The organism is Streptomyces mangrovi (assembly GCF_900114215.1).
Lineage (GTDB): Bacteria > Actinomycetota > Actinomycetes > Streptomycetales > Streptomycetaceae > Streptomyces > Streptomyces barkulensis.
Window position 1 is genome coordinate 59,851 of the sequence record NZ_FOSG01000005.1, and the last position, 24,058, is coordinate 83,908.

At 72.9% G+C, this 24,058-nt stretch carries 27 protein-coding genes; 14 read left to right on the plus strand and 13 right to left on the minus strand.

The window, feature by feature from the left end:
* Positions 1-16: 16 nt before the first annotated feature.
* On the minus strand, positions 17-307 hold the full coding sequence (locus BM237_RS08715) for a hypothetical protein (protein WP_093848972.1): 291 nt from the start codon (positions 305-307) through the stop codon (positions 17-19).
* Between the two features lie 60 nt (positions 308-367).
* Here BM237_RS08715 and BM237_RS08720 point away from each other — a divergent pair, with 60 nt between their 5' ends.
* Positions 368-1,174: a potassium channel family protein gene (locus BM237_RS08720; RefSeq protein WP_093848973.1), complete on the plus strand. Its 807-nt coding sequence runs from the start codon at positions 368-370 to the stop codon at positions 1,172-1,174.
* On the opposite strand, the gene BM237_RS08725 is transcribed toward BM237_RS08720, so the two are convergent.
* Entirely contained in the window at positions 1,155-1,604 is a 450-nt protein-coding gene (locus tag BM237_RS08725; RefSeq protein WP_425443673.1) for a peptidase inhibitor family I36 protein, read from the minus strand. The genes BM237_RS08720 and BM237_RS08725 overlap by 20 nt on opposite strands.
* 459 nt (positions 1,605-2,063) lie before the next feature.
* Between BM237_RS08725 and BM237_RS08730 the strand changes: the two genes are divergently transcribed.
* Entirely contained in the window at positions 2,064-2,960 is an 897-nt protein-coding gene (locus BM237_RS08730) for a DUF4429 domain-containing protein (protein ID WP_093848975.1), read from the plus strand.
* Between the two features lie 69 nt (positions 2,961-3,029).
* On the opposite strand, the gene BM237_RS08735 is transcribed toward BM237_RS08730, so the two are convergent.
* Together BM237_RS08735 and BM237_RS08740 are read right to left on the minus strand one after the other, a co-directional pair.
* Positions 3,030-4,055, minus strand: coding sequence for an aldo/keto reductase (locus BM237_RS08735; protein WP_093848976.1), 1,026 nt, complete (start codon positions 4,053-4,055; stop codon positions 3,030-3,032).
* 8 nt (positions 4,056-4,063) lie between these two features.
* Positions 4,064-4,591 carry a MerR family transcriptional regulator gene (locus BM237_RS08740; RefSeq protein ID WP_093848977.1) on the minus strand — a complete coding sequence of 176 codons (528 nt, stop codon included), beginning with the start codon at positions 4,589-4,591 and terminating at the stop codon, positions 4,064-4,066.
* Positions 4,592-4,691: 100 nt separating this feature from the next.
* On the opposite strand from BM237_RS08740, the gene BM237_RS08745 reads away from it, so the two are divergent.
* The 3 genes from BM237_RS08745 (at position 4,692) to BM237_RS08755 (ending at position 7,900) form a co-directional block, all read left to right on the plus strand.
* On the plus strand, positions 4,692-5,510 hold the full coding sequence (locus tag BM237_RS08745) for a serine hydrolase domain-containing protein (RefSeq protein ID WP_093848978.1): 819 nt from the start codon (positions 4,692-4,694) through the stop codon (positions 5,508-5,510).
* An 85-nt stretch (positions 5,511-5,595) separates the two neighbouring features.
* Positions 5,596-6,309, plus strand: coding sequence for a type 1 glutamine amidotransferase (locus tag BM237_RS08750; protein ID WP_093848979.1), 714 nt, complete (start codon positions 5,596-5,598; stop codon positions 6,307-6,309).
* Between the two features lie 244 nt (positions 6,310-6,553).
* A complete protein-coding gene (locus BM237_RS08755) occupies positions 6,554-7,900 on the plus strand; it encodes an SGNH/GDSL hydrolase family protein (RefSeq protein ID WP_093848980.1) in 1,347 nt (448 codons plus the stop codon).
* Positions 7,901-7,984: 84 nt separating this feature from the next.
* Here BM237_RS08755 and BM237_RS08760 read toward each other — a convergent pair whose 3' ends face one another.
* Positions 7,985-8,440 (minus strand): hypothetical protein, encoded by a 456-nt coding sequence (locus BM237_RS08760; protein ID WP_425443667.1) that lies wholly within the window; start codon positions 8,438-8,440, stop codon positions 7,985-7,987.
* A gap of 854 nt (positions 8,441-9,294) precedes the next feature.
* On the opposite strand from BM237_RS08760, the gene BM237_RS08765 reads away from it, so the two are divergent.
* Positions 9,295-10,863, plus strand: a complete 1,569-nt coding sequence (locus BM237_RS08765; protein WP_093848981.1) for an N-acetylmuramoyl-L-alanine amidase — start codon at positions 9,295-9,297, stop codon at positions 10,861-10,863.
* 77 nt (positions 10,864-10,940) lie between these two features.
* Here the strand turns inward: BM237_RS08765 and BM237_RS08770 are convergent, their stop codons facing one another.
* Together BM237_RS08770 and BM237_RS08775 are read right to left on the minus strand one after the other, a co-directional pair.
* Complete coding sequence (locus BM237_RS08770) at positions 10,941-11,702, minus strand: sensor domain-containing protein (RefSeq protein ID WP_093848982.1); 762 nt, start codon at positions 11,700-11,702, stop codon at positions 10,941-10,943.
* 203 nt (positions 11,703-11,905) lie between these two features.
* A complete protein-coding gene (locus tag BM237_RS08775; RefSeq protein ID WP_093848983.1) occupies positions 11,906-12,130 on the minus strand; it encodes a hypothetical protein in 225 nt (74 codons plus the stop codon).
* 46 nt (positions 12,131-12,176) lie between these two features.
* On the opposite strand from BM237_RS08775, the gene BM237_RS08780 reads away from it, so the two are divergent.
* A complete protein-coding gene (locus BM237_RS08780; protein WP_093848984.1) occupies positions 12,177-12,422 on the plus strand; it encodes a hypothetical protein in 246 nt (81 codons plus the stop codon).
* On the opposite strand, the gene BM237_RS08785 is transcribed toward BM237_RS08780, so the two are convergent.
* The 4 genes from BM237_RS08785 to BM237_RS08800 all read right to left on the minus strand — a co-directional run bounded on the left by BM237_RS08785 (position 12,413) and on the right by BM237_RS08800 (position 14,892).
* Entirely contained in the window at positions 12,413-13,087 is a 675-nt protein-coding gene (locus tag BM237_RS08785; RefSeq protein WP_093848985.1) for a pirin family protein, read from the minus strand. The genes BM237_RS08780 and BM237_RS08785 overlap by 10 nt on opposite strands.
* Positions 13,088-13,410: 323 nt before the next feature.
* Positions 13,411-13,734 (minus strand): helix-turn-helix domain-containing protein, encoded by a 324-nt coding sequence (locus tag BM237_RS08790; RefSeq protein ID WP_093848986.1) that lies wholly within the window; start codon positions 13,732-13,734, stop codon positions 13,411-13,413.
* Positions 13,731-14,111 (minus strand): type II toxin-antitoxin system RelE/ParE family toxin, encoded by a 381-nt coding sequence (locus BM237_RS08795; protein WP_093849218.1) that lies wholly within the window; start codon positions 14,109-14,111, stop codon positions 13,731-13,733. The genes BM237_RS08790 and BM237_RS08795 overlap by 4 nt, the downstream gene beginning before the upstream one ends.
* 169 nt (positions 14,112-14,280) lie before the next feature.
* Positions 14,281-14,892 (minus strand): CGNR zinc finger domain-containing protein, encoded by a 612-nt coding sequence (locus BM237_RS08800; protein WP_093848987.1) that lies wholly within the window; start codon positions 14,890-14,892, stop codon positions 14,281-14,283.
* 73 nt (positions 14,893-14,965) lie between these two features.
* On the opposite strand from BM237_RS08800, the gene BM237_RS08805 reads away from it, so the two are divergent.
* Positions 14,966-16,237, plus strand: a complete 1,272-nt coding sequence (locus tag BM237_RS08805; RefSeq protein ID WP_281253912.1) for an MFS transporter — start codon at positions 14,966-14,968, stop codon at positions 16,235-16,237.
* Between the two features lie 18 nt (positions 16,238-16,255).
* Here BM237_RS08805 and BM237_RS08810 read toward each other — a convergent pair whose 3' ends face one another.
* Positions 16,256-16,825 (minus strand): Uma2 family endonuclease, encoded by a 570-nt coding sequence (locus BM237_RS08810; RefSeq protein ID WP_093848989.1) that lies wholly within the window; start codon positions 16,823-16,825, stop codon positions 16,256-16,258.
* A 153-nt stretch (positions 16,826-16,978) separates the two neighbouring features.
* On the opposite strand from BM237_RS08810, the gene BM237_RS08815 reads away from it, so the two are divergent.
* From BM237_RS08815 to BM237_RS08835, 5 genes are all read left to right on the plus strand, one after another.
* Entirely contained in the window at positions 16,979-18,181 is a 1,203-nt protein-coding gene (locus tag BM237_RS08815) for a PucR family transcriptional regulator (protein WP_093848990.1), read from the plus strand.
* A gap of 100 nt (positions 18,182-18,281) precedes the next feature.
* On the plus strand, positions 18,282-19,238 hold the full coding sequence (locus BM237_RS08820) for an ACP S-malonyltransferase (RefSeq protein ID WP_093848991.1): 957 nt from the start codon (positions 18,282-18,284) through the stop codon (positions 19,236-19,238).
* A 14-nt stretch (positions 19,239-19,252) separates the two neighbouring features.
* On the plus strand, positions 19,253-20,257 hold the full coding sequence (locus tag BM237_RS08825) for a ketoacyl-ACP synthase III (protein ID WP_093848992.1): 1,005 nt from the start codon (positions 19,253-19,255) through the stop codon (positions 20,255-20,257).
* 86 nt (positions 20,258-20,343) lie between these two features.
* Positions 20,344-20,592, plus strand: coding sequence for an acyl carrier protein (locus tag BM237_RS08830; protein WP_093848993.1), 249 nt, complete (start codon positions 20,344-20,346; stop codon positions 20,590-20,592).
* A gap of 87 nt (positions 20,593-20,679) precedes the next feature.
* Positions 20,680-21,942: a beta-ketoacyl-[acyl-carrier-protein] synthase family protein gene (locus BM237_RS08835; RefSeq protein WP_093848994.1), complete on the plus strand. Its 1,263-nt coding sequence runs from the start codon at positions 20,680-20,682 to the stop codon at positions 21,940-21,942.
* Between the two features lie 290 nt (positions 21,943-22,232).
* Here BM237_RS08835 and BM237_RS08840 read toward each other — a convergent pair whose 3' ends face one another.
* A complete protein-coding gene (locus tag BM237_RS08840) occupies positions 22,233-22,727 on the minus strand; it encodes a DUF3145 domain-containing protein (RefSeq protein WP_093654684.1) in 495 nt (164 codons plus the stop codon).
* Positions 22,728-23,068: 341 nt separating this feature from the next.
* Here BM237_RS08840 and BM237_RS08845 point away from each other — a divergent pair, with 341 nt between their 5' ends.
* A complete protein-coding gene (locus tag BM237_RS08845; RefSeq protein WP_245793501.1) occupies positions 23,069-24,037 on the plus strand; it encodes an SGNH/GDSL hydrolase family protein in 969 nt (322 codons plus the stop codon).
* Positions 24,038-24,058 lie beyond the last annotated feature (21 nt).

The window sequence follows — 24,058 nt, forward strand, 5'->3', positions numbered from 1 at the left end:
CGCGCCGCCGCGCCCGTCACAGCCACAGCCCCCACGAGCCGGAGGCGGTGAAGAGCCATATCAGGCCGAAGACGATGTCCAGCGCGCCCAGGACCACGGCCACCACCGCCGCCTTGGAACGGGTGTTCCAGCGGCGCCCCATGGCGAGCCAGCCGCAGACCATCGCGATGGGACCGAGTACGAACCCCATCACGAAGAGCCCGACGACCGCGCAGACCGCACCGATGACGCCGAACGTCGAGCGCTCGTCCCCGGTGAGATCTCCGCCGCCACGCCGTTTGCCTTCGAAATACCGCGTGCCCGTCATCTTCCCTCCCAGGGTCGTCGGACCGGGCTGTGGCTTCGGATACCCCGGGGGCCCCGTACGATGCCGGGCATGGCGGACATACGGGCCAAGGAACGCTGGGAACACCGGACGCAGGGGCCGCTGCTGCTGCTGTCCGTCCTCTTCGCCGTCGCCTATGCCGTACCGATCATGCGCACGGATCTCGCTCCGTGGGTGCGGGACGCGTGCAGGGCTGTGGAGTGGGGGGTCTGGGCGGCGTTCGCGCTGGACTACGCGGTACGGCTCAGGCTGGCCCCGCGGCGGTGGGACTTCGTGCGCAGCCAGCCGCTCGCGCTGCTGGCCGTACTGCTTCCCCTGCTCCAGCCGCTGCGACTGCTGCGTCTGGTCTCCGCGCTGCTGCTGGTCGGGCAGCGTGCCCGGATGGCATCCCGGGTGAGGGTGACCACCTATGTGGCCGGCTCGTGCCTGGGGCTGCTGGTGTTCGGCTCGCTGACCGTCCTGGAGGTGGAGCGGGACTCCCCGAACGGCAACATCACGACACTCGGCGACGCGGTGTGGTGGTCCTTCACCACCATGACCACGGTGGGCTACGGCGATCTGGCGCCGACCACCGGCCTGGGCCGGCTGCTGGCCATCGGGCTGATGCTCTCCGGGATCGCGCTGCTCGGTGTGGTCACCGCCAATATCGCGGCGTGGTTCATCGCCCGGTTCGACGAGGAGGAGGCCTCGGAGCGGCGGCAGACAGCGGCGATCGAGGATCTGACGGCCGAGGTACGCGCTCTGCGGGCGGAGGTCGCGGAGCTGCGGGGCGGGTCCGCGGGCTCCGGTGGCCCCGGGGACGGGACGGTGACGGGCGCGGCGGACCACGTCAGTTCTCCCAGATCTTGACGGCCCGCACCCGGTAGTCCGTCCGCGGCGCCCAACTGCCCGACGGGTAGGTGTCGAACTCGCCGGTCTCGGCGCACTCCGCGCTCTGGTAGGCCGTGACGGGCCGCCCGGTGCGGTTGGCGAGCGAGGCCACGGAGGCGCCCCGTGGCAGTGGCACACAGCTCTCGATGTCGGTGTCCGCCAGTTCGTGGGTGCGGCGCGGCCCCTTGAAGTCCACACGCTCCCACAGGCACAGCTCCCCGGCCGCGCACTCCCCCAGCCGCGGTGCCGGCACTGCCGCCGACACGGCCGTCTGCGGTGTCAGGGCCGTGAGCACCGCGGCGGCCGCGGTCAGGAGCGCGGTCAGTGCGGCCCGTCGGGCCCTGTGACCGCGGTGGGCGCGGATGCCGTGGGCGCGGATGCCGTGGGCGCGGATGCTGTGGGTGCGGATGCTGTGGGTGCAGGTGCTGCGGGTGCGGCGAGTGCGGTGTACGTGACGCATGTGGGTCTCTCCCCCGTGCCGGTCCTTCGTGTCGGTCGTTGTGTGATCAGCTTCGACACGGGCCGGCCGGCCTGCCAAGAGCGGACCGGCCGTTTCACCGGGACGGGTAACGGAGTTCTCCACAACCGCCCGGTTGTCCACAGCCCGGCTCCGCGCCGAGCGGCTGAAGCCCGGCTCACGGGTAGGGTGACCGGCACCTTTCGAGACGGCAGGAGGTGGCCGGGCGCCCGCGCCCCGGCACGGTCCACCCGCTCCGGTGAGCCCGCGCCCCGGACGCGGGCCGGGCTCCCGGTGTCCGGCCGGCATGACGGCCGTCGGTACGGGCGGCTGCCACCGGGTGGACGAGGTGTGACGTATGCGGCGCGGCAGGGGAGGAAGACCCACGCGTCGACGCATACGATGACCCGTATGGGTGACGTGCTGGCCGGAATTAACTCCTCCTGGGAGTTCGACACCGACTCCGTGCTCATCCGCTTCGAACGGGGCATCCGCACTCCGAAGCTGTTCCACGTGCTCGGTGAGCGGCGCGTCCCCCACGAGGCGCTGAGGTCTGTCGAACTGACCCCCGGCACCAGACGGGGCACGGTCGTGCTGCGCGCCGAGCCACGCCCGGGCGCCGATCCGCTGATGGAGGCCGCCGCCGGGCAGCTCAGGGAGACCAGCGACCCGTACCGCCTGGTGCTCCCCGCCGAGCACGAGCCCCTGGCCGCCGCCTGGGTCAGCGAGCTGTCCTCCGTGCTCGGCCCCCGGGCACAGGAACCGGCAGACCGCCACCTGGTCGCCGCGCCCGCCGCCCCGCTGCAGTTCAAGGCGTACGACGGCAAGGTCTCCTTCGACGGCCGGACGGTGTCCTTCCGCTGGTTCTGGACCGGGGCCTCCTCGGCGAAGTGGAAGGCGGGCGACCAGTCGTTCCCGGTGGGCGAGTTGCAGGACGTCCGATGGCGCTCGCCGGAGGTCGTGGGCGGCCATCTGCGGTTGGTCCGCCGCGGCGAGGCGGCGGATCGGGAGCTCCCGGAGCCCGACCAGGACCCGGCCGCCGTCGTCTTCGGCCTCGGCTACGGCCTGGTGCACGAGTCGCTGCCGCTGGCGGCCTCGGTGCTGGAGGCGGTACGGGCGGCCGGGCCCGCCCCGGTCCCGGAGGCGGCGGCTCCCGTCTCCCGCGCGTCGGACCCGGTCGCCACGGTCCGGCCCGCCCCCGCCGACATCGCCGACCGCATCCGGCACCTGGGCGAGCTGCACGGAGCCGGGCTGCTCACCGAGGAGGAGTTCAGCGCGAAGAAGGCCGAACTCCTCGCCGAGCTGTGAGCCGTGCCGCCTCGCGAGGCGCACCGGGCCGTGGGCCGCACCGGGCCGTGAGGCACGACGGGCCCGCCCCTACTCCCGCCCCGCCGAGGTGAACCCCGGGTCGGCGTAGCGCCCGCCGGCCACACGGCCGGCGATCGGCTCCAGCGCAGCCAGCTCGTCCGCCGTCAGCTCGACGCGGGTGGCGGCGGTGTTCTCCTCGACCCGGGCACGCCGGCGTGTACCGGGGATCGGGACGACCGGCAGCCCGTGCACCGCGGCCCGCTGCTGCACCCACGCCAGGGCGACCTGCCCGGGCGTGATCCCGCGCGTCCTCGCGATCGCGTGCAGCGGCTCCCGCAGGACCGCGTTGGCCGCCGCGTTCTCGCCGGTGAAGCGCGGCATCGTGCGCCGGAAGTCGTCGTCGCTCAGCTCCTTGGCCGCGTTGGTGAACGCCCCGGCCAGAAAACCGCGCCCCAGCGGCGAGTACGGCACGAAGGCGACACCCAGCTCCTTCGCGGCGGGCACCGCCGTGCGCTCCACGTCGCGGCTGAAGACCGACCATTCCGACTGGATCGCCGCGATCGGGTGCACCGCGTGCGCCGCGCGCAGTTCGCCGCCGGTCACCTCGCTCAGCCCGAGCCGCCTGACCTTGCCCTCGGCCACCAGCTCGGCCATGGCACCGACGGTCTCCTCGATCGGCACGCGCGTGTCGCGGCGGTGCATGTAGTACAGGTCGATGACGTCGACGCCGAGCCGCTTCAGACTGCCCTCGGCGCACTGCCTGATGTAGGCGGCGTCGTTGCGGATGTCGCGCTTCGCCGGGTCCGCCGGGTCCATGACGATGCCGAACTTGGTGGCCACCACCACCTCGTCCCGGTGTGCCCTCACGAAGGGCGCGATGAACCTCTCGTTCTCGCCGAAGCCGTACATGTCGGCGGTGTCGTAGAGCGTGACGCCCAGTTCCAGGGCACGCTCGAGGGCGGCGCGTGCCTCACCGGCGTCCGTCGGCCCGTAGGCGAAGCTCATGCCCATGCAGCCCAGTCCCTGGACGCCCACCTCGGGCCCATCCGCGCCGAGCCGCGCCGTGGCGATCCGTTCACTTCCATCCCAGCTCATCCGGCTCCTCAGAACCTCTCCGACGCCCGGCGGGCATCCGCGTAGAAGTCGATTTTGAAGTCGAGGACCGCCAGTGTGCTCCGCAGCTCGCCGATCCTGCGCATGACGTCCTCGCGGGTCGCGCGCAGCAGTTCCTGCCGCTCCTCGAAGGTGTGGTCGCCCGCGCGCACCAGTTCCGCGTAGCGCACCATGTCCGCCACCGGCATTCCCGTCAGGCGCAGCTTGCCGACGAAGACCAGCCAGTCCAGGTCGCGGTTGGTGAAGCGGCGCTGTCCGGTGTGGGAGCGGTCGATGTGCGGCATCAGCCCGATCCGCTCGTACCAGCGCAGCGTGTGGGCGCTCAGGCCGGTGAACGCGGCGACCTCGCTGATCGTGTAACGGTCCCGTCCGTCCGGCCGCGGATGGGACACGCCGGTCGTCGCGCACACATCCGCCCGCGGCTCCCCGGTCTCCCCATCGGCCTCCGTGCCCGTGCCCGTGTCCGTCCCCGTCTGCACCTGCGTCTGCGTCTGCGTCTGCGTCTGCGTCACGGTCATGGGGGAACGCTACGGAGTTCGAGTGCGCTCCAGGCAAGCGAATAACGGGGGCGAAATCCCGCCACGCCGGCCCACCGGGCCCCACGTTAGGCTCAGGAGCATGGACAGCCTGCGCATGATCGAGAACTGGCCGGCCGCGACGGCGGCGGCGGCCGTCGTGACCGCCGACGGCACGGTGGCCGGAACGCACGGCCCCGCCGATCACCGCTTCGCGCTCGCCTCGGTCACCAAGCCGCTGGCGGCGTACGCGGCGCTGATCGCCGTCGAGGAGGGCGCGATCGAGCTGGACGAGCCGGCCGGTCCCGAGGGCTCGACGGTGCGGCATCTGCTCGCCCACACTTCCGGCCTGGCCTTCGACGAGCACCGCACGATGGCCGCCGCGGGCACCCGCCGGATCTACTCCAACACCGGCTTCGAGGTGCTCGGCGACCACATCGCCAAGGCCACCGGCATCCTCTTCCCCGAGTATCTGCGCCAGGCCGTCCTCGTCCCGCTGGGCATGACCGCCACCGACCTGCCGGGCTCCCCGGCCAAGGACGGCGTCTCCACCCTGGCCGATCTGGTCCGCTTCGCCGCCGAGCTCCAGGCCCCGCGCCTGCTGGATCCGCGCACCGTCGCCGAGGCCACGTCCGTGGTCTTCCCGGGCCTTCCCGGTGTCCTGCCCGGCTACGGCAACCAGAAGCCCAACGACTGGGGGCTGGGCTTCGAGATCCGCGACGGCAAGTCCCCGCACTGGACGGGTGCCTCCTCCTCACCGCGTACTTTCGGCCACTTCGGGCAGGCGGGTACGTTCCTGTGGGTGGACCCGGACGCGGGCGCCGCCTGTGTGGCCCTGGCGGACCGGGCGTTCGGTCCCTGGGCGATCGAGGCGTGGCCGCCGTTCACCGACGCGGTGCTGGCCGAACTGCGCGGGCGCTGAGACACGCCGACCGGCATAGACCGGCAAGGAACGGCACGGACCGACCACGGACCCGGCCCCAGGCCGGCGCGAGAAGGAGCGGCACATGGGCGGGCAGCCGCGCGTACTGACGGTGCAGCACACCCCGAACGGCGGGCCGGGCCGGTTCGGCGCCTGGCTGGCCGAGAAAGGCCTGGCGCTGGACGTCGTCCGCGCGTACGACGGCGAGCCGCTGCCCGCCCGGACGGACCGCCACCGGGGCGTCCTCGTGCTCGGCGGCGGTTATCTGCCGGACGACGACACGCGCGCCCCCTGGCTCGCCCCCACCCGCGCCCTGGTCGCCGGGGCACTGGACGGCGGCGTCCCGGTGTTCGGGATCTGCCTGGGCGGCCAGATGCTGGCCCAGGTCGCGGGCGGCAAGGTCGCGGCGGAGCACGGCGAGCCGGAGGTCGGCAGCACACCGCTGACGCTGCGGCCCGAGGCCGCGGGCGACCCCCTCTTCCACGGGCTGCCCGGCCGTACCGCCGCGATCGAGAACCATGTCGACGCCATCACCGAACTACCGCCCGGCGCCCGGTGGCTGGCGCGGAGCGAGCGGTGTCCGTACCAGGCGTTCGCCGTGGGCGACCGGGCGTGGGGCACGCAGTTCCACCCCGAGGTGACGGCCGCACAGGTGCGGGGGTGGGATCCGGAGCGACTGCGGCGCCTGGGCTTCGACCCCGCCGAGACCGTACGCCGGGCGGAGGCCGACGAGCCCGCCTCGGCCGAGGTGTGGCGCACGGTCGCCCTCCGCTTCGCCTCGCTCGTACACGGCGGCTGAGCTGCTGAGCTGCGCGGTCCGCCGTTCGGCAAAGCCTCGGACAACACGGTCGCAAAGCCTCCTCTCCCCCTCCCGCGCTCCGGGCGTCCCGCAGATCCCGGCCCGGCGCTCCCCGGTACTTCCCCGGTCCCCACCGAGCAAATTAATCAGGCGAGTTCACGAATTCCTCTTGTCTTTCCGTCCGAGCCCATTAGGGTCGCTCACGCCCACCGGACGTCGACGGACCCTGGAGGTCGCAGTGCCCATGAGACGGAGATCGTCCCTGACGAGCCTGCTCACCGCGGGAGCCCTCGCGGCGACCGTGCTCGTGGCCTCCCAGGCCACCGGCGCCCTGGACAGCGCGGCTCCCGGTGCCGGGGACCGCGCGGGCACCCACTCCTCCGCCGCTTCGGCGGCGTCGAAGCGGGCCGCGCGGCACTGGGTGAACACCTGGACGTCGATGCCGCAGCTCACCGAGCCCCACAACATGCCGCCCGCCCCCTTCACCGAGGAGGGGCTGGTCATGGACGACACCACGCTGCGGCAGACCGTCCGCGTCACGGTCGGCGGCGACAAGGTGCGGCTGCGCTTCTCCAACGCCTTCGGCGGCGCGGACCTGCCCATCACCGCCGCCTCCGTGGCCTTCCCCGAGGGCGGGAGAGCCGGGACCGACGCGATACTCCCGGATACCTCCCGCCCGCTGACCTTCAGCGGCCGGCCCTCGGCTCTCGTCCCGGTCGGAGCACAGGTGGTCTCCGACCCGGTGGACATGAAGGTGGCCGCGGGGGCCAATCTCGCCGTCACCCTCTATCTGGCGGACGGCCAGGCGTCGAACGACATCACCTCCCACCCCGGCTCCCGGACCACCTCCCACCTCCTGCGCGGCGACCACCTCGCGGCCGAGGACCTGCCGGGCGCGACGGCGACGAACCACTGGTACTTCCTCAGCGGAGTCGAGACCTGGTCGGCGAGGTCCACCCGGGCGGTCGCCGTCCTGGGCGACTCCCTGACCGACGGCCGCGGCTCCACCACCAACGGCAACGACCGCTGGACGGACCAGTGGTTCGACCGGCTCCAGACCCGCCGCGGCACCGCCCGCCTCGCCGTCCTCAACCAGGCCGCCGGCGGCAACCGCGTCCTCAACGACGGGCTGGGCCCCAACGTCCTGGCCAGGCTGGACCGCGATGTGCTGGCGCAGACCGGGGTGGAATCGCTGATCGTCTTCGAGGGCGTCAACGACATCGGCACCGCGGCGGCCGCCGAGGCCGCGCAGAAGCGGGTCGCGGCCGATCTGATCGCCGCCTACGAGCAGATCGTCACCCGCGCCCGCGCCCACGGCATCGAGGTCCACGGCGCGACGCTGCTGCCCTTCGGCGGCAACGAGATGTACGACGACCCGGCCGGGCACCGCGAGAGCGCCCGGCGGACGGTCAACGACTGGATCCGCACCAGCGGCCGCTTCGACTCCGTCATCGACTTCGACCGCGCCGTCCGCGACCCCGCCGACCCCGAGCGGCTCCACCCCGGCCTCCACGACGGCGACTGGCTCCATCTGAACCCCGCCGGCTACGGCCGGCTGGCCGCCGCCGTACCCGGGCGCCTGTTCCGCTAGTCCGGCCGCCCACGCCGGCCGTCCGCGCCGGCCTCCGGCCCGTCCACGACCGCACGCGCGGTGTCCGTGGACGGGCCGAAGCCGTCAGGCGGCTTCGGAGCCGGCCTCGCCGGGACGGTGCCGGCCGTGCAGCATCAGGTAGAACGTCCGCACCGACTCCCGCGAGCCGTACGCGAAGCGGTTGGCCACTCTGCCCAGCGGATTCCACACGCGCCCGTCGGGCATCCGCACACCCACCGGCTGCCCGAACCGCTCGCACTGCCCGGCGTCGAAGTCCACCCAGACGGCCCCGGCCTGCCGGACCATCACCTCCCCCAGGTATCCGCCCAGACCGAACAGGACCTCCGCCACACGTCCGGCGGGCTCCGCACCCTGGCGGCGCATGCCCTCGATCACCGCGTCCACGATGCGCAGACTGTTCACCGAGTAGTCCAGGGGCAGCCGGTGCCCGGCCCTCCCCGATGTCAGGTCCGTGACGAAGTGCGCCACATGCCCGCGCATCCTTCCGGCCGTGGGTCTCGCCGTGGTCTCCGTGCCCATGAGCGTCTCCCCTCGCGTTCGGCTCGGCAGCGGGCGGCGGCACCCCGGACGCCGCCCGGGGAGGGATCCACCCTCCCCCTCTCACCCAGCGCCGCCGCATACTGCCTGGTCACGCCCTCATGGTGTGGCGGTACTCACGTTTACGCGGTGTCGGCGAAGCTCCCGGAACCGAGCCGGGGAGAGGGGCCGCACCGCCTTCGCGCCCAGGGGAATTCCATGTGAACTTCAGCCGTACACAACGTCCGCCGGAGCCCGGGCGGCACGGGGGGTGCGCGTGCTCCGTGCGGCCATGCGGAACCGCGCCCCCGTTCCGTCGCCACCACCTCAAACCCAGTGCCGGCTCTCACGAACCCCCTGGTGGCAGCAGACTTCCCGGGCGCTGTGGTTCCGGTGCGGGCGGCGCCCATCGGACGCACCGGAACCGGTGGCCGCCCGCTGCCCCTCCCCTTCAGCACGCCGCTATGCGCCCTTTTCAGGCTTTTCTCTGCACGAATGACGCACGGTGACGCCCTGGGGTATAACCGGCCCGTCCGACAGTGAACGGAGGGCCGGCCGCACCCCGGCCTGCCGTGCGTACCGGTCGCGGGGCGCGGTGCCGCCGCTGCCCCGGGCCGGGAGCCGTCACCGCACACCGGGGAGGGCAGGACGGCCCGCGTCCCGCGAGCCGTGCGGGCGGAACGCCCCGGCACGTACGACGAGCCGCCGCTCCCGTCCGCTGTCCGCGTCGGGGCCCAAGCCCTCCGACCGCCGAAGGGGCGGAGACAGAGCGGCGGCCACCGGACGCACCGGGATCTTCCAGAGGGGGTTTGGAACACGTGGGATCGAACAGAGGCCGCGGCCGCAGGCCGGCGAACATGAAGCGCCGGACCTGGCTGGCAGTCGGCTCCGTCGTGCTCGGGGGGTCGGTGGTGGCGACGGTCGCCGTCGCCACCACCTCGGACACCTCGGACGAACAGGCCCGCAGCGAGAGGATGCGGCCCGTGGCCGCCTACACCGAGACGTTCCAGGGCGGCGACCCGGGGAAGCGCTCGGTGCCGCGCAAGGACACCCGGCCCTTCTCCATGCTCGGCGTCTCCTGGGAGGACCCGGAGGCCGAACTCGACGGCACCGCCCAGATCCGCACCCGCAGCGCGCAGAGCGGCCAGTGGACGCGGTGGCAGGACCTCGACCTCGGCATACGGCCGCCGGAGACCGACGAGGGCCAGGACAGCGGAGTACGTGGAGCCTCCGAGCCCCTGTGGGTCGGCGAGTCCGACGGAGTCGAGGCACGGGTCCTGGCGGAAGGCGGGGAGTCGGCCGAACTGCCCGGCGGACTGCGCCTGGTGATGATCGACCCCGGCGTGCTGGGCGAGGACATCGGCAAGGGCTGGCGCAAGGTCGGCGACATGAACGGGGGCGGGAACTCACAGGAGCCGTCGCAGCAGCCCACCACGGAGCCGACGCCGGAGCCCAGCCAGGGCGAGTCCTCCACGGAGCCGTCCCCCTCCGCCTCCGCCACGGAGGAGCCCGAGCCCAGCCAGGAGCCGTCGCAGCAGCCCACCACGGAGGCTCCCACCGGAGAGCCGAGCCCGGAACCCTCCACCGACCCGACCGGCGAACCCTCCACCGAACCCACCGGGGAGCCGACCGGGGAGCCGACACCGGAACCCTCCACCGAACCCACCGGGGAGCCGAGCCCGGAACCCTCCACCGACCCGACCCCCACCGGAGAGCCGACACCGGAACCCTCCACCGAACCCACCGGCGAACCGTCCGCCGACCCCAGCACCGAACCCACCGGTGAGCCGTCCACCACCGCCCCGGCCCCCTCGCCGTCCGAGCCGCAGACGCCGCGGATCGTCAGCCGCGCCCAGTGGGGCGCCGACGAGTCGCTGGTGGAGGACCCGCCCTCCTACATGAGCCGGGTGGACGCCGTCTTCGTCCACCACACCGCCGGCACGAACAGCTACACCTGCACCCAGTCGGCCTCCATCATCCGGGGCATCCTCACCTACCACGTCAAGACCAACGGCTGGAACGACGTCGGCTACAACTTCTTCGTCGACAAGTGCGGCACGATCTTCGAAGGCCGCGCGGGAGGCGTCGACAAGGCGGTCCGGGGCGCCCACACCTATGGCTTCAACGGCAACTCCGCGGGCGTCTCCCTGCTCGGCAACTACGAGGACGGCGGCCGGCCCACCCAGGCCGCGCTGGACGCCATCGCCCGGATCTCCGGTTGGAAGCTCGGCCTGTACGGCGCCGACCCGGCCGGCAAGGTGACGCTCACCGCGGCCGCCGACACCGGCGTCTGGAAGAACGGCGAGCGGGCGACGCTGTACCGGATCTCCGGCCACCGTGACGGCTACGCGACCCTGTGCCCGGGAGCGGACCTCTACTCCCAGCTCCCGGCCATCCGCACCAGGGCCGCCGCCTCCTCCTCCTGACCCACTCCCACGACTGACCGGAAACAGGACCGGCCGCCCCGTACACCGGGGCGGCCGGTCCCGTATTCACCCCCTGCTCAGCCGGCGGCGGTCCCGGCGAGCTTGTCCACCTGCGCGGTGACGATGTCCCGCGGCACCGAAGCACCCGACGGCGACTTGATGTTCAGGCCCATGAACTGCGCCAGCGACGCCCCGGAGCGCACCACCGCGAAGTGCATCGGCACCTCGGTGCCCTCCGCCTCACCCACCAGCCGCACCGCGACCGCCTCGTCGCCGCCCTCGGGCGCCTCGATCTCCTCCACGGCCGTGTAGCGGACCGTCTCCCCGCCGTTGTTGCCCGAGGTGGTGAAACCGTCGCCGCACGCCTCGATCGCCGACCGCACGCCCTCCACCGTCCGGGCCGCGCCGTCGCCGTCGTAGGACAGCAGCGACACCGTCACGATCCGCCCGGCCGTCCCCTGCCCCGTCCCGGCGAACCCCTGGGTGGCGAACGCCCGCGCCCGGGGCGTACGCCCGGTGCCGTGGGCGGTCAGGTCGGCCAGCGGTCGGCACTCGTCCCGGTCCGCCTTCGGCGTCACCGACTCCTGGTCGGCGGCGGCGACCTGATACCCCTTCACCTCGCCGTCGGCGAGTAGCGCCTTCTTCAGCGCCGCCTCGTCGAGGACCGGCCCCGCGGCCTTCCCGTTCTGCTCCCCCGCTTCCGGCGACGCACTGCTCCCGCTCCCCGGCCGCTTCTCGGCGTCCTTGCCGGAGGCGTCGTCCGAACCACCGCACGCCGCCGTGAACGCCAGCAGCGGCGCCACCATCGCGGCCACCAGGAGGGCTCTGCTCTTCCCCACCGAACTTCCCATCTCCCGTTGTCCGTTCACCGTCTCGCACACGCGGGGATCCACCGCCGAGGCGGCCTCGTACGATCACCGGCAACCGCCCGGCGGAACATCCGCCGCCCCGTGCTCCACGGTCGGCACACGCTGTCACACCGTCGGAGGACCGAACAAGCGGCCGCGCCCACGCACCCCGCCCGCCCGGTTCAGTGCCCGGTTCAGGATCGCCGCTTCCCCGTACGCCGCTCCAGGGCGGAGCGGAAGTGGTGGAACCGCTGCTCATCCGGGTCGGCGAACTCCAACACGTCCAGTGCAGCCTCCGCGTCTCCCGAGGCCGCCTCCCGGTAGAGCACCCACAGCCCTTCACCGGCGGCCCTGCGGCACTCCTCCGCCAGGTCCGGGAACCCGGCCTCCGCCTCACCGCGGTGCGCCTCCCCGGCCACCTACCTCGCCCGCAGCGAGGCCGGGAAGGCCACCATCGCCTCGGACGTGACGCTGCCGTGGAAGAAGACCGTGGAGGTGCCCCTGGGCGAGGAGCCCACCGTCAGCATCCTCCTCGGCGAGGAGGGCGGCGAGGCCAGTTGCACCCTCGCCATCCGCGGCAGGCACGTCCAGCGCTCCACCGCCTTCGGGTCCTACGGGCGAGCCACCTGCTCCGGCGCGCTCCCGGCCCCGGAGCCGGCCGTACGGGATTCCGCCGTGGAGCCCGCCGTGGAGGGGCGGTCTCAGCCGTAGGACGGCTCGGAGTGCATCTCCCAGACCAGCGCCTCGGCCCCGGTCCCGCCCCCGGACGCCTCCAGCCCCTGCGCGCCCCCGATCCGCGCCGCGTCGCCCGCCTCCAGCGACTCACCGCCCAGGCGCAGCCCGCCGCGCACCACGTGCACGTACACCCACGGCGCGTCCGGCACCGCGGTGCGCTCCCCGGCGCCCAGCCGCCGCACGTGCAGCACCGCGTCGGCACGGTCCAGGGCGTACGGGGTGCCGTCCGCTATGCCGCGCACGACCTCGTACTCCGCCTCGCCCCCGAACACCCCCGGCACCAGCCACATCTGCACGAACCGCAGCGGCTCGCCCCCCGCGTTGCGCTCCACGTGCCGGATGCCGCGGCCGGCGCTCAGCCGCTGCACGTCCCCGGGCCGCACGGTCACGCGGCGGCCGGCCGAGTCCTCGTGGGTCAGCTCTCCCTCGACCACCCACGAGACGATCTCCACGTCCGCGTGCGGGTGCTCGGCGAAGCCCGCGCCCGGTGCGAGGCGCTCCTCGTTGCAGGCGACCAGCAGCCCGAAGCGCGTGTTGGACGGGTCGTAGAAGCCGGAGAAGGAGAAGGCGTGCCGTGTCTCGATGCCGACTGCCGGATCCCCGCCCCGATAACGGTCCGCATCGCGCCATATGTGCAGCATTCCTCCACGGTACGCGGACGGGCCGACATCCCACACGACGCCCGTACGCCCTCCCGCCTCCCGGCGGAACAGGGCCGTCCAGCGGTCGCCCCCCGGGGAGCAGCCCGTCCAGCGGCCTCAGTACGTCCTCCACTGTGCGGATGCTCCGGTCCATACCGCCCGCCCCCTCCCCCCTGCGGGGAACGCAGGGGAGCAACCCCCGGCCCGGTGGGGTCGTCCGCCGCCGGGCCCGCTGGAGGCGGCTGCGGGCCTTCGGCGGCTCCCCCGGGGCGGCTTCCTCCACGGATTCCGCCGAGTCTCTCCGTGCGAACGAGCGAACGGGCTCAGCCCACCTTGCGCAGGTCCCCGTCGTCGAAGACGGCGACCATCATGAGGCTGCCACCGAGCGCCTGGACATATCGCGCGATAACCCCACTCCCCGACACCTGACCGCTTTCGATTTGCGAGACACGCCCCTTGCTGATCCCCATCCGCTCGGCCACCTCGGTCTGGGTGAAGCCGCGCTCCCGCCTCATCTCGACCAGCCTCCAGGCTCGCGCCTCGACCAGCAGACGGCGTGCACCCTCCTCGAACTCCGCCTTCCCCCCGGCCAGTTCCTCCGCACGCTGACGATGCCCGCTCTCCGACCACTTGACGAAACCGTTCACTGTCCCATCTCCTCCTCGCGCTCAGCCAGATAGACCGCGTACAACCGTTCCGCTCGGGGAATCGCTTCGCGGTACCAAGTGCTCCAGTTGCCGGCTTTGTCACCCGCGACCAGCAGAACCGACGAACGCCATGGATCGAACATGAACAGGATGCGCACCTCGCTGCGCCCTGCCGATCCCGGCCTCAACTCCTTGAGGTTATGCAGCACCGACCCTTTGACCCGATCGACGAGAGGGCGCCCTTCAGCCGGACCGCTGCACGCCAGGGCCCAGATGTCCTGGTTGACCAGCGCATACGACTCGGAGTCGACTTTCTCGAGCTCATGAAGCCATTGATCCACCTCGTCGGTCAGGTATACATCCCACCGGTCCTCCACTCTGCACCCCTTCATCGGGTTTAGCAATCACTAAACCCGATGCCTTCCGTCAGCCTTCGTTGCACTGGCGACAGCCACCCGATCGAGTGATCAGATCGGCGAAACTGACACAAGGCAACACCCAAAGGTCAAAGACCGGCCGACCCGGAAGGCGGCCGACTCTTCCACTTCACCTCGCACCGCCCGCCCGCCCATCCGGCCGGGCGGGCGGGTCGCCCCTGCCGTCCTCCCTGCGGCGGCGTCGGTGGGCCGCCACGCGGGCGCGGGAGGCGCAGGTGGCCGAGCAGTAGCGGCGGGCGCTGCCGGGGCCGGTGTCCAGGTAGAAGGCGGAGCAGCCGGGGGCGGCGCACTCGCCCCAGGCGGCGCGGCCGTACTCGGTGAGGATCTGCGCCAGGGCCAGGGCGCTCGCGGCCAGGAACCAGTCGACCCAGCCCGCGTCCTCGTCCCGGTCGACGTGGAGGTGCCAGGGGTGGCGCCCGCCATGGTCGGTCAGGCGGGGGCGGGCACCGCACTCGGCGAGGATCCCGTTGAGCGCGCGGGCGGCCCGGCCGGTGTCGGTCTCGGCCAGTACGGCCGTCATACGGGCGACGGCGGAGCGCAGTTCGGCCGCGCAGGCCGACGGGAACGCCTCCTCGGTGAGGTCCTCGGGCCGCTCACCGTGGCGGGCGAGCAGTACGGCCAGTTCTTCCCGGGGCAGCTCCGGGTCGGCGCGGAGGGCGTTGGCGAGTTCGACCAGCCGCCGGGCCGGCCGGAATCCGCGTCCGGCGACCACGTCGTTCATGTATCTCTCCCCTCACCGGCCCACACAGGGTAACGTCTTTTTTCTGAATGGCGTTACATCTCGGGAGGCGCCCGTGCGTCCGCACACCGGGCTGAGGCCCTATCTGGTCACCGCCCTCCTCGCGCGGCTCGCCGGGGAGGGAATGGCGGTGGCCGTGGTGATGCTGGCGATGCACCGCACCGGCAGCGCCGCGCAGGGCGCGTTCGTGCTCACCGCCTGGATGGCACCGCACGTACTGGCCGCGCCGCTGACGGGGGCGCTGGCCGAACGGGCCCGCGATCCCCGGCTGTTCTACCTGTGCGCGCTGGGCGGCATGGCGGCCGGCATCGCGGTGCTGGCGGCGATCACCGGACGCGCGCCCCTGCCCGTGGTGCTGGCCGTCGCCGCCCTCGGCGGCGGCTGCGGCCCGGTGGCCACCGGCGGGCTGTCCGGCCTGCTGGCCCGTCTGGTGCCCGAGGAGACCGGCCGCGACCGCGCGTACGCCCTGGACGCGGCCACCTACAACGCCGTGTCGGTGGCCGGTCCCGCCCTGGTGAGCGTGATCGCCGCGCTGGCCTCGCCCGCCCCGGCCGTGTTGCTGCTGGCCATCTCGGCGGCGAGTGCGGCCGTCACCGCGGCGGCGCTGCCGTACGGGCGGGCGGATGCGGGCGAAGGCGAAAGCGGGGACGGGACCGCGGCGCCCGGCCCGGAGTCCCGCAGGACGCTGCCGGCCGACCTCGGGGCGGGCCTGGCGGCGATGTGGCACGTGCGGGAGTTGCGGGCGGTCACCGCCGCCACCTCCCTGGCCTTCGTCGGCGTCGGCGGCCTGACCACCACCGCGGTGCTCCTCGCCGGCGTCCGGGGCCGCCCGGACGCCGGGGGCGTGCTGATGACGGCGCTGGCGCTCGGGGCGCTGACAGGGTCCCTGGCGGTGGCCCGGTGGCTGCGGTCATTCCCCACCCGGCGTCTGGTCCCCCTCTGCCTGACCGGTGCGGGCCTGGGCCTGGCCGCCGCCGCTGCCGCGCCCTCGTTCGCCGTGCAGGTGGCGCTGTTCGCGGTGGCGGGCGTCTTCGAGGGGCCGCTGCTGAGCGCCACGCTGCGTATCCGCGCCGACCACTCCCCACCCGGGGTTCGGGCGCAGGTCTTCACCATCGGGGCGGGGCTGAAGATCTCGGCGGCGGCCTGCGGTTCGGCACTCGCCGGAGCCGCGGCGGGGCTGCCACCACAGCTGTTGCTGCTGGGGATCGCGGCCCTCCAGTTCGCCGCCGCCGGGCTCCACCGCCTCCTGCGTCCCCGTCCGCGACCGGCCGGGAAGCCGGCCGCCCGGGCCGGTGCCCCGGCCCGCGGGCAGCGAACCTCCGGCTGAGCCTCCGCGCCGGGGCGTTCAGCCGTACGTCGGGAAGACGGATGTGTCCACCGTCCAGTCGCCCACCCGCACCGTCTCGCCGAAGGCGAACTCCGTGGAGGTGCCGTAGCGCGGACCTTCCGGGGTGCGGTGGATGCCGGAGTAGAGTGCCCCGGTGCCCTTCCGGGGGTCGAGCAACAGGTAGTAGGGAATGCCCATCGCCGGGTAGTCGCGGGTCTTCCCCTCGTAGTCGTTCTCCGGGTTGGTCCTCGAGACGACCTCGACCACGACCTCGACATCGCGGGGGTGGACGGCCTCGCCCGTCTCCAGGCAGCTCTCGGGAAAGACCATCACGTCCGGCCGCCGTCTGACCCCCACAGCGGGGTCCTCCAGGTCGGCACCGCCGTGGGCGATGAGATCCACCCCCTGCCGCTCGATCTGGGCGTCGAGCTGCTTGCCCACCCGGCGGACGATCAGTTCGTGCTGATTGCCCGGGGACATCATCATGACGATCTCTTCGCCGCTGATCTCGACGGCCCGGACCTCCTCGGGGAGGTGCCTGCTCAGCTCCTCGGCGATCTCGGTCATACGCTCGTAGTCGACGGACATAGCGCTCCCCTGGGAACAGAACTCCCTGACCGGCTCCGCCGTCATCGTAGGCCGTACGCGCCGGCGCCGGGCGGGCACCGTTCCGGACCCCTCCGTTGTACGGATCCGACACCCGCCACCCATACGGCCGTACCAATAGGGCAGTCTTGTCCCGTGCCAGAACCCACTCAGACACCAGCACCCGACAAGCAGCGCCCCCACCCGCACCCCGCGACGCTGCGGCGGCTGGAGCAGTCCTCCGGCAAGCTGGCCGCCGCCGCCCTCACCCGCATGGGGGAGCAACTGCCCTGGTACCGGGCGATGCCGCCGGAGAACCGGTCGTGGATCGGCCTGGTGGCACAGGCGGGCATCGCGGCGTTCACCGAGTGGTTCCGGCACCCCGAGACGCCCCAGGCGATCAGCACCGACGTGTTCGGCACCGCGCCGCGCGAGCTGACGCGGGCGATCACGCTGCGGCAGACCGTGGAGATGGTCCGCACCACCATCGAGGTCGTGGAGGCGGCGATCGACGAGGTCGCCGCACCCGGCGACGAGAGCGTGCTGCGCGAGGCGCTGCTGGTCTACGCCCGCGAGATAGCGTTCGCCACCGCCCAGGTGTACGCGCAGGCCGCCGAGGCGCGCGGCGCCTGGGACGCGCGGCTGGAGTCGCTGGTGGTCAACGCCGTGCTCTCCGGCGAGGCCGACGAGGGGACCGTCTCCCGCGCGGCGGCGCTGGGCTGGAACTCCCCCGAGCATGTGACGGTCGTACTGGGCACCGCGCCCGACGGGGACAGCGAACTGACGGTGGAGGCGATCCGGCGTGCCTCCCGGCACTCCAAACTCCAGGTGCTGACCGGGGTGCTGGGCGACCGGCTGGTGGTCGTCGCCGGCGGCTCGGACGATCCGCTGCACGTCGCCAAATCGCTGATCGGCCCGTTCGCCGCGGGCCCGGTGGTGGCCGGTCCCGTGGTGGGCGACCTGCGGTCGGCGACGCGTTCGGCGCAGGCGGCCGCCGCCGGGCTGAAGGCGTGCGCCGCGTGGCCGGACGCGCCGCGCCCGGTGCTCGCGGACGATCTGCTCCCCGAGCGCGCGATGGCCGCGGATCCCACCGCGCAGGCGCTGTTGGTGGAGGAGATCTACAGACCGCTCCAGGAGGCCGGGGCCGCCCTCCTGGAAACCTTGAGTGTTTATCTGGAGCAGGCGAGCAGTCTGGAGGGGGCCGCGCGGATGCTGTTCGTGCACCCCAACACCGTTCGCTACCGGCTGCGACGTGTGACGGACGTCACCGGATGGTCCCCCTCGGACGTCCGTTCGGCGTTCACTCTGCGCGTCGCGCTGATCCTGGGTCGCCTGGCAGACGGGGGCGGGCAGATATAGTCATGCCCATCGGTTTTGTCGGCCTCCCACAATTCCCCTGACCGTTCTTCGTGCCGGTCCCCACCGGCGTGGACATCCGTCGACAAGAGAGAGTGTGAGAGTGCTCGTACTCGTCGCTCCCGGCCAGGGCGCCCAGACGCCCGGCTTCCTGACCCCCTGGCTCGAACTCCCCGGCGTCGCCGACCGGCTGCGTGAGTGGTCGGCCGCCATCGACCTGGACCTGGTGCACTACGGCACCGAGGCCGACGCCGAGCAGATCCGCGACACGGCCGTGGCCCAGCCGCTGCTGGTGGCCGCGGGTCTGGTCTCCGCGCAGGCACTGCTGGAGGGCGTCCCGCTGGACTCCCTCGGCGCCGTCGCGGGCCACAGCGTGGGCGAGCTGACCGCCGCCGCGGTCGGCGAAGTCCTCGCCCCCGAGGCCGTGATGGCGCTGGTGCGCACCCGCGGCCGGGCGATGGCCGAGGCCGCCGCCGTCACCCCGACCGGTATGACCGCCGTCATCGGTGGTGATCCGCAGACGGTGACGGCGCATCTGGAGGGGCTGGGGCTGACCCCGGCCAACGTCAACGGCGCCGGCCAGATCGTCGCCGCCGGCACCATGGAGCAGCTCGCCGCCCTGGCCGAGGACAAGCCGGAGGGTGTGCGGATGGTCAAGGCGCTGTCCGTGGCGGGCGCCTTCCACACCCACCACATGGCCCCGGCCGTCGACGTGCTGGCGAAGGCCGTCGAGGGCGTGGCGCCCAAGGACCCGCGCGTGCCCTACGTCTCCAACCGGGACGGGCAGGCGGTCGCCGACGGCGGCGAGATCCTGCGGCGGCTGGTTCGGCAGGTCGCCGGTCCGGTGCGCTGGGACCTGTGCATGGAGACGTTCAAGGGGATGGGCGTCACCGCGCTGATCGAGGTGTGCCCCGGCGGTACCCTCACCGGCCTGGCCAAGCGTGCCCTGCCGGGTGTGAAGACGCTGGCGCTGAAGACCCCCGAGCACCTCGACGCGGCCCGTGAGCTGATCGCCGAGCACGCCTCTCCCGCGGCCCAGCGGCCGGACAGCAGTCGATAGGAGCTTGCGAGAGCATGACCGCGAAGATCAGGCCCGCGAAGGGCGCACCGTATGCGCGCATCCTCGGCGTCGGCGGCTACCGTCCGACCCGCGTGGTGCCCAACGAGGAGATCCTCAAGCACATCGACTCGTCCGACGAGTGGATCCGCTCCCGTTCGGGCATCACCACCCGGCACTGGGCCGGCCCGGAGGAGACCGTCGCCGAGATGACGCTCGCCGCGGCGGGCAAGGCGATCGCGGACGCGGGGATCACCCCCGAGCAGATCGGCGCGGTCGTGATCTCGACCGTCTCCCACTTCAAGCAGACGCCCTCGATCGCCACCGAGGTCGCCCACCGGCTGGGCACCGGCAGGGCCGCCGCGTTCGACATCTCCGCGGCCTGTGCGGGCTTCGGCTACGGCCTGACCATCGCCAAGGGCCTGGTGGTGGAGGGCAGCGCGGAGTACGTGCTGGTCGTCGGCGTCGAACGGCTGTCGGACCTGACGGATCTGACGGACCGCACCACCGCCTTCCTCTTCGGCGACGGCGCCGGGGCGGCCGTCGTCGGCCCGTCCGAGGAGCCCGCCATCGGCCCCACGGTGTGGGGTTCGGAGGGCGACAAGGCGGACGTCATCTCGCAGACGGTGCCCTGGGACGACTACCGCGAGGGCGGGGTCGAGAAGTTCCCGGCGCTCCGCCAAGAGGGCCAGACGGTCTTCCGCTGGGCCGTCTTCGAGATGGCCAAGGTCGCCCAGCAGGCGCTGGAGGCGGCCGGGATCACCTCCGACGACCTGGACGTCTTCATCCCGCACCAGGCCAACATGCGGATCATCGACTCGATGGTGAAGACCCTCGGACTGCCGGAGCACGTCACGGTCGCCCGCGATGTGGAGACCACCGGCAACACCTCGGCCGCCTCCATTCCGCTCGCCATGGAGCGGCTGCTGGCGACCGGGCAGGCGAAGAGCGGCGACACCGCGCTCGTCATCGGCTTCGGGGCGGGTCTCGTCTACGCGGCGACGGTCGTTACCCTCCCATAGCCGGATGTTCCGCACCGCAGTACGCCGGACCGCAGTACACCGGACCACAACCCACCACGCGTAACACGACACGAAGGAGCGCCACCATGGCCGCCACCAAGGAAGAGATCGTCGAGGGTCTCGCCGAGATCGTCAACGAGATCGCCGGCATCCCGACCGAGGACGTCCAGCTGGACAAGTCCTTCACCGACGACCTGGACGTCGACTCGCTGTCCATGGTCGAGGTCGTCGTCGCCGCCGAGGAGCGCTTCGGCGTCAAGATCCCGGACGACGACGTCAAGAACCTCAAGACCGTCGGCGACGCGGTGGACTACATCCTCAACCACCAGGACTGACCGGTCCGCACGCCCGTTGAAGCGTTTGTCGCCACCCGCTCCGCGGTGGCGGATGACCGCACTTCCCCTACCAGTGGAGAAATTCCTGTGAACGCGACCCACCACACCGTGGTCGTCACCGGTATCGGCGCAACCACACCGCTGGGTGGCGACAGCGCATCGACGTGGGAGGGCCTGCTCGCCGGCCGCTCCGGGGTCAGGGCCCTGGAGCAGGAGTGGGCGGCCGAACTGCCCGTGAGGATCGCCGCGCGGGCGGCGGTCGACCCGTCCGAGGTCCTGCCCCGTCCGCTCGCCCGCAAGCTGGACCGCTCGGCGCAGTTCGCGCTGATCGCGGCCCGCGAGGCATGGGCGGACGCCGGCTTCGAAGGCCGGGCCGGGGAGAACGGCCAGGTGGACCCGGGCCGGCTCGGCACCGTCGTCGCCTCCGGCATCGGCGGTGTCACCACCCTGCTCGACCAGTACGACGTGCTCAAGGAGAAGGGCGTACGCCGCGTCTCCCCGCACACCGTGCCGATGCTGATGCCCAACGGCCCCTCGGCCAACGTGGGCCTGGAGGTGGGCGCCCAGGCGGGCGTGCACGCCCCGGTCAGCGCCTGCGCCTCGGGCGCCGAGGCGGTGGGCTACGCCGTGGAGATGATCCGCTCCGGGCGCGCCGACGTGGTCGTCGCGGGCGGCACCGAGGCGGCGATCCACCCGCTGCCCATCGCGGCGTTCGCCAACATGATGGCGCTGTCGAAGAACGAGGGTGACCCGGCGAAGGTCTCGCGCCCCTACGACAAGGCCCGCGACGGCTTCGTGCTCGGCGAGGGCGCGGGTGTCGTGGTGCTGGAGTCGGCCGAGCACGCCGCCCGGCGCGGCGCGAAGGTCTACTGCGAGGTGCTGGGGCAGGGTCTGTCCGCGGACAACCACCACATCGCGCAGCCCGAGCCGGCCGGCCGGGGCATCGCCGACGCCCTGCAGGGGCTGCTGGAGAGCACCGGCCTCGACCCCTCCGAGATCGCGCATCTCAACGCGCACGCCACCTCCACCCCGCAGGGCGACGTCGCCGAGATCAAGGCGCTGCGCAAGGTGCTGGGCTCCGACCTGGACCATGTCGCCATCTCCGCCACCAAGTCCATGACCGGCCATCTGCTGGGCGGCGCGGGCGGTATCGAGACGGTGGCGACGGTGCTGGCTCTGCACCACCGCACGGCGCCGCCGACCATCAACGTCGACGACCTGGACGAGGAGATCGACGCCGACATCGTGACCGGCGGACCGCGCTCGCTGGGCGAGGGCCCGCTGGTGGCGGTCAACAACTCCTTCGGCTTCGGCGGCCACAACGTCGTCGTGGCCTTCCGCACCGCCTGAGCACCGCCTGAACGCGGGCTGAACACCGCCCGAGGGGCCCGCCGGACACCGTCCGGCGGGCCCCTCGGGCGTGCGGAGGACACGGAGCCGGACGGGGGTCGGCCGCAGAAGGCGGAGGCGGAGGCCGGGCCGGCGCGGGAGGCCGTGAGCCGTCACCGCGCCCGTGGCGCCGGCACCGGGGACGGGCGGGCACCCTCCCTGTCCACCGGGCTCGGCCGGACGGGGTGTACGGCCCGGACGGGCTCCGGGCCCGGTGGGTACGGCCGCGTCGTCGCGCGGCCGCGCCGGTGTCAGACCACCTGGTGCAGCCAGCGCACCGGGGCGCCCTCGCCCGCGTAGCGGAAGGGCTCCAGTTCGTCGTCCCAGGGCTTGCCGAGAAGCTTGGAGATCTCGGCCTCCAGCTCGGTCTCGCCGCGCGCGGCACGGTCCACGGCGGCGCGCAGCCGGTCCTCGGGGATGAGGATGTCGCCGTGCATGCCGGTGACGGCGTGGAAGATGCCCAGCTCGGGGGTGGAGCTGTAACGCTCGCCCTCCGCGGTGGAGCAGGGCTCGGAGGTCACCTCGAAGCGGAGCATGCGCCAGCCGCGCAGCGCGGAGGCGAGTTTGGAGGCGGTGCCGGGTTCGCCCTGCCAGGACAGCTCCGCGCGCCAGGTGCCCGGGGAGGCGGGCTGCTTGATCCAGTCGAGGCTGACGCGTGCGCCGAGCACTCCCGCGACGGCCCATTCGACGTGCGGGCACAGTGCGCGGGGGGCGGAGTGCACGTACAGAACTCCACGTGTCGTCACCGGGACCTCCTGTGTGGTTCGAGTGCGACCTTCCGTGGCGGCCTCGAATCCCTGCCGGCCATGCGCCGGGTCACCGGTTGACATCCTGTCCCATCGGTCACGTGTCTTCCGGCTCCCGAAGTTACGAACAGTAAACACTATCCGTGCCGATTCTCCCTAAAAGGGACAGCAAGTGACGCGATGTAATCTGTCAAACGTGTCCGGCGGCCATTTTCGGACCGTCATGGCAAAAGCTACCGTGCCACGGCACCCATGGGGTGACGTACCGTCGGCCGAGGCGGTCAACCCACCCGTCCGAACCATCACCCCACCGGGACACCGGAAGGAACGGGGGAGCGCCCGTGCGAGACAACACGCCGTCCGGCCCTCCGCCCACGGGGCGCACCCGCCGCAAGGGGCTGCCGCCCGCCGCCTGGGCCGCGGTCGCCGCCACCGTGGCCCTCGTCGTGTTCGCCGTGTCGTGCGGTGGTTCCGGCGGTGGTGCGCCGCACTCCCGGGGCGCGTCCGCCGGCGCCCGCCCCTCCTCCCCGTCCCTCTCGCCCTCTCCCTCGCCCTCTCCTTCTCCCTCATGGGACACCGGCCCCGGCTCACTGGCGGCCCTGGGCGACTCCATCACCCGTGCCTTCGACGCCTGCTCGCTGCTGGACGACTGCCCGGAGGCGTCCTGGGCCACCGGCACCTCCCCGGAGGTGGACAGCCTGGCGCGGCGGCTGGGCGTCCCCGCCGACGCGACCTGGAACCACGCGCGCTCCGGCGCCCTGATGGCCGAGCTGCCCGCCCAGGCCCGGAGGGCGGCGACGCACCGGCCGGAGCTGGTGACGGTGCTGATCGGGGCGAACGACGCCTGCCGGGCGACAGTGGGGCGGATGACGCCGGTGGAGGAGTTCCGCGCCGACTTCGCCGAGGCGCTGCGCATCCTGCGCCGGGCCTCGCCGAGGACCCAGGTGTACGTGGCCGGCGTGCCGGACCTGGAGCGGCTGTGGTCCCTGGGCCGGTCGCATCCGGTGGCCGCACAGGTGTGGCAGCTCGGCATCTGCCCGTCGATGCTGGGCGGGGCGGGGGCCTCGGACGCCGAGGCGGCGGAGCGCCGCGCGAAGGTGTCGGCACGGGTGCGGGCGTACAACGCCGCGCTGGCGGAGGTCTGCGAGCGCGACAGGCGCTGCCGGCACGACGGCGGGGCGGTGCACGGCTACCGCTTCACCGTCCGTGAGCTGAGCTCCTGGGACTGGTTCCACCCCGGCCCGGAGGGCCAGCGCGCGCTCGCCGAGATCGCGCACCGACAGGTCACCGCCGTTTCCCCGCCCGCCTGAGCGGCGGAAATCCGCGCCCGC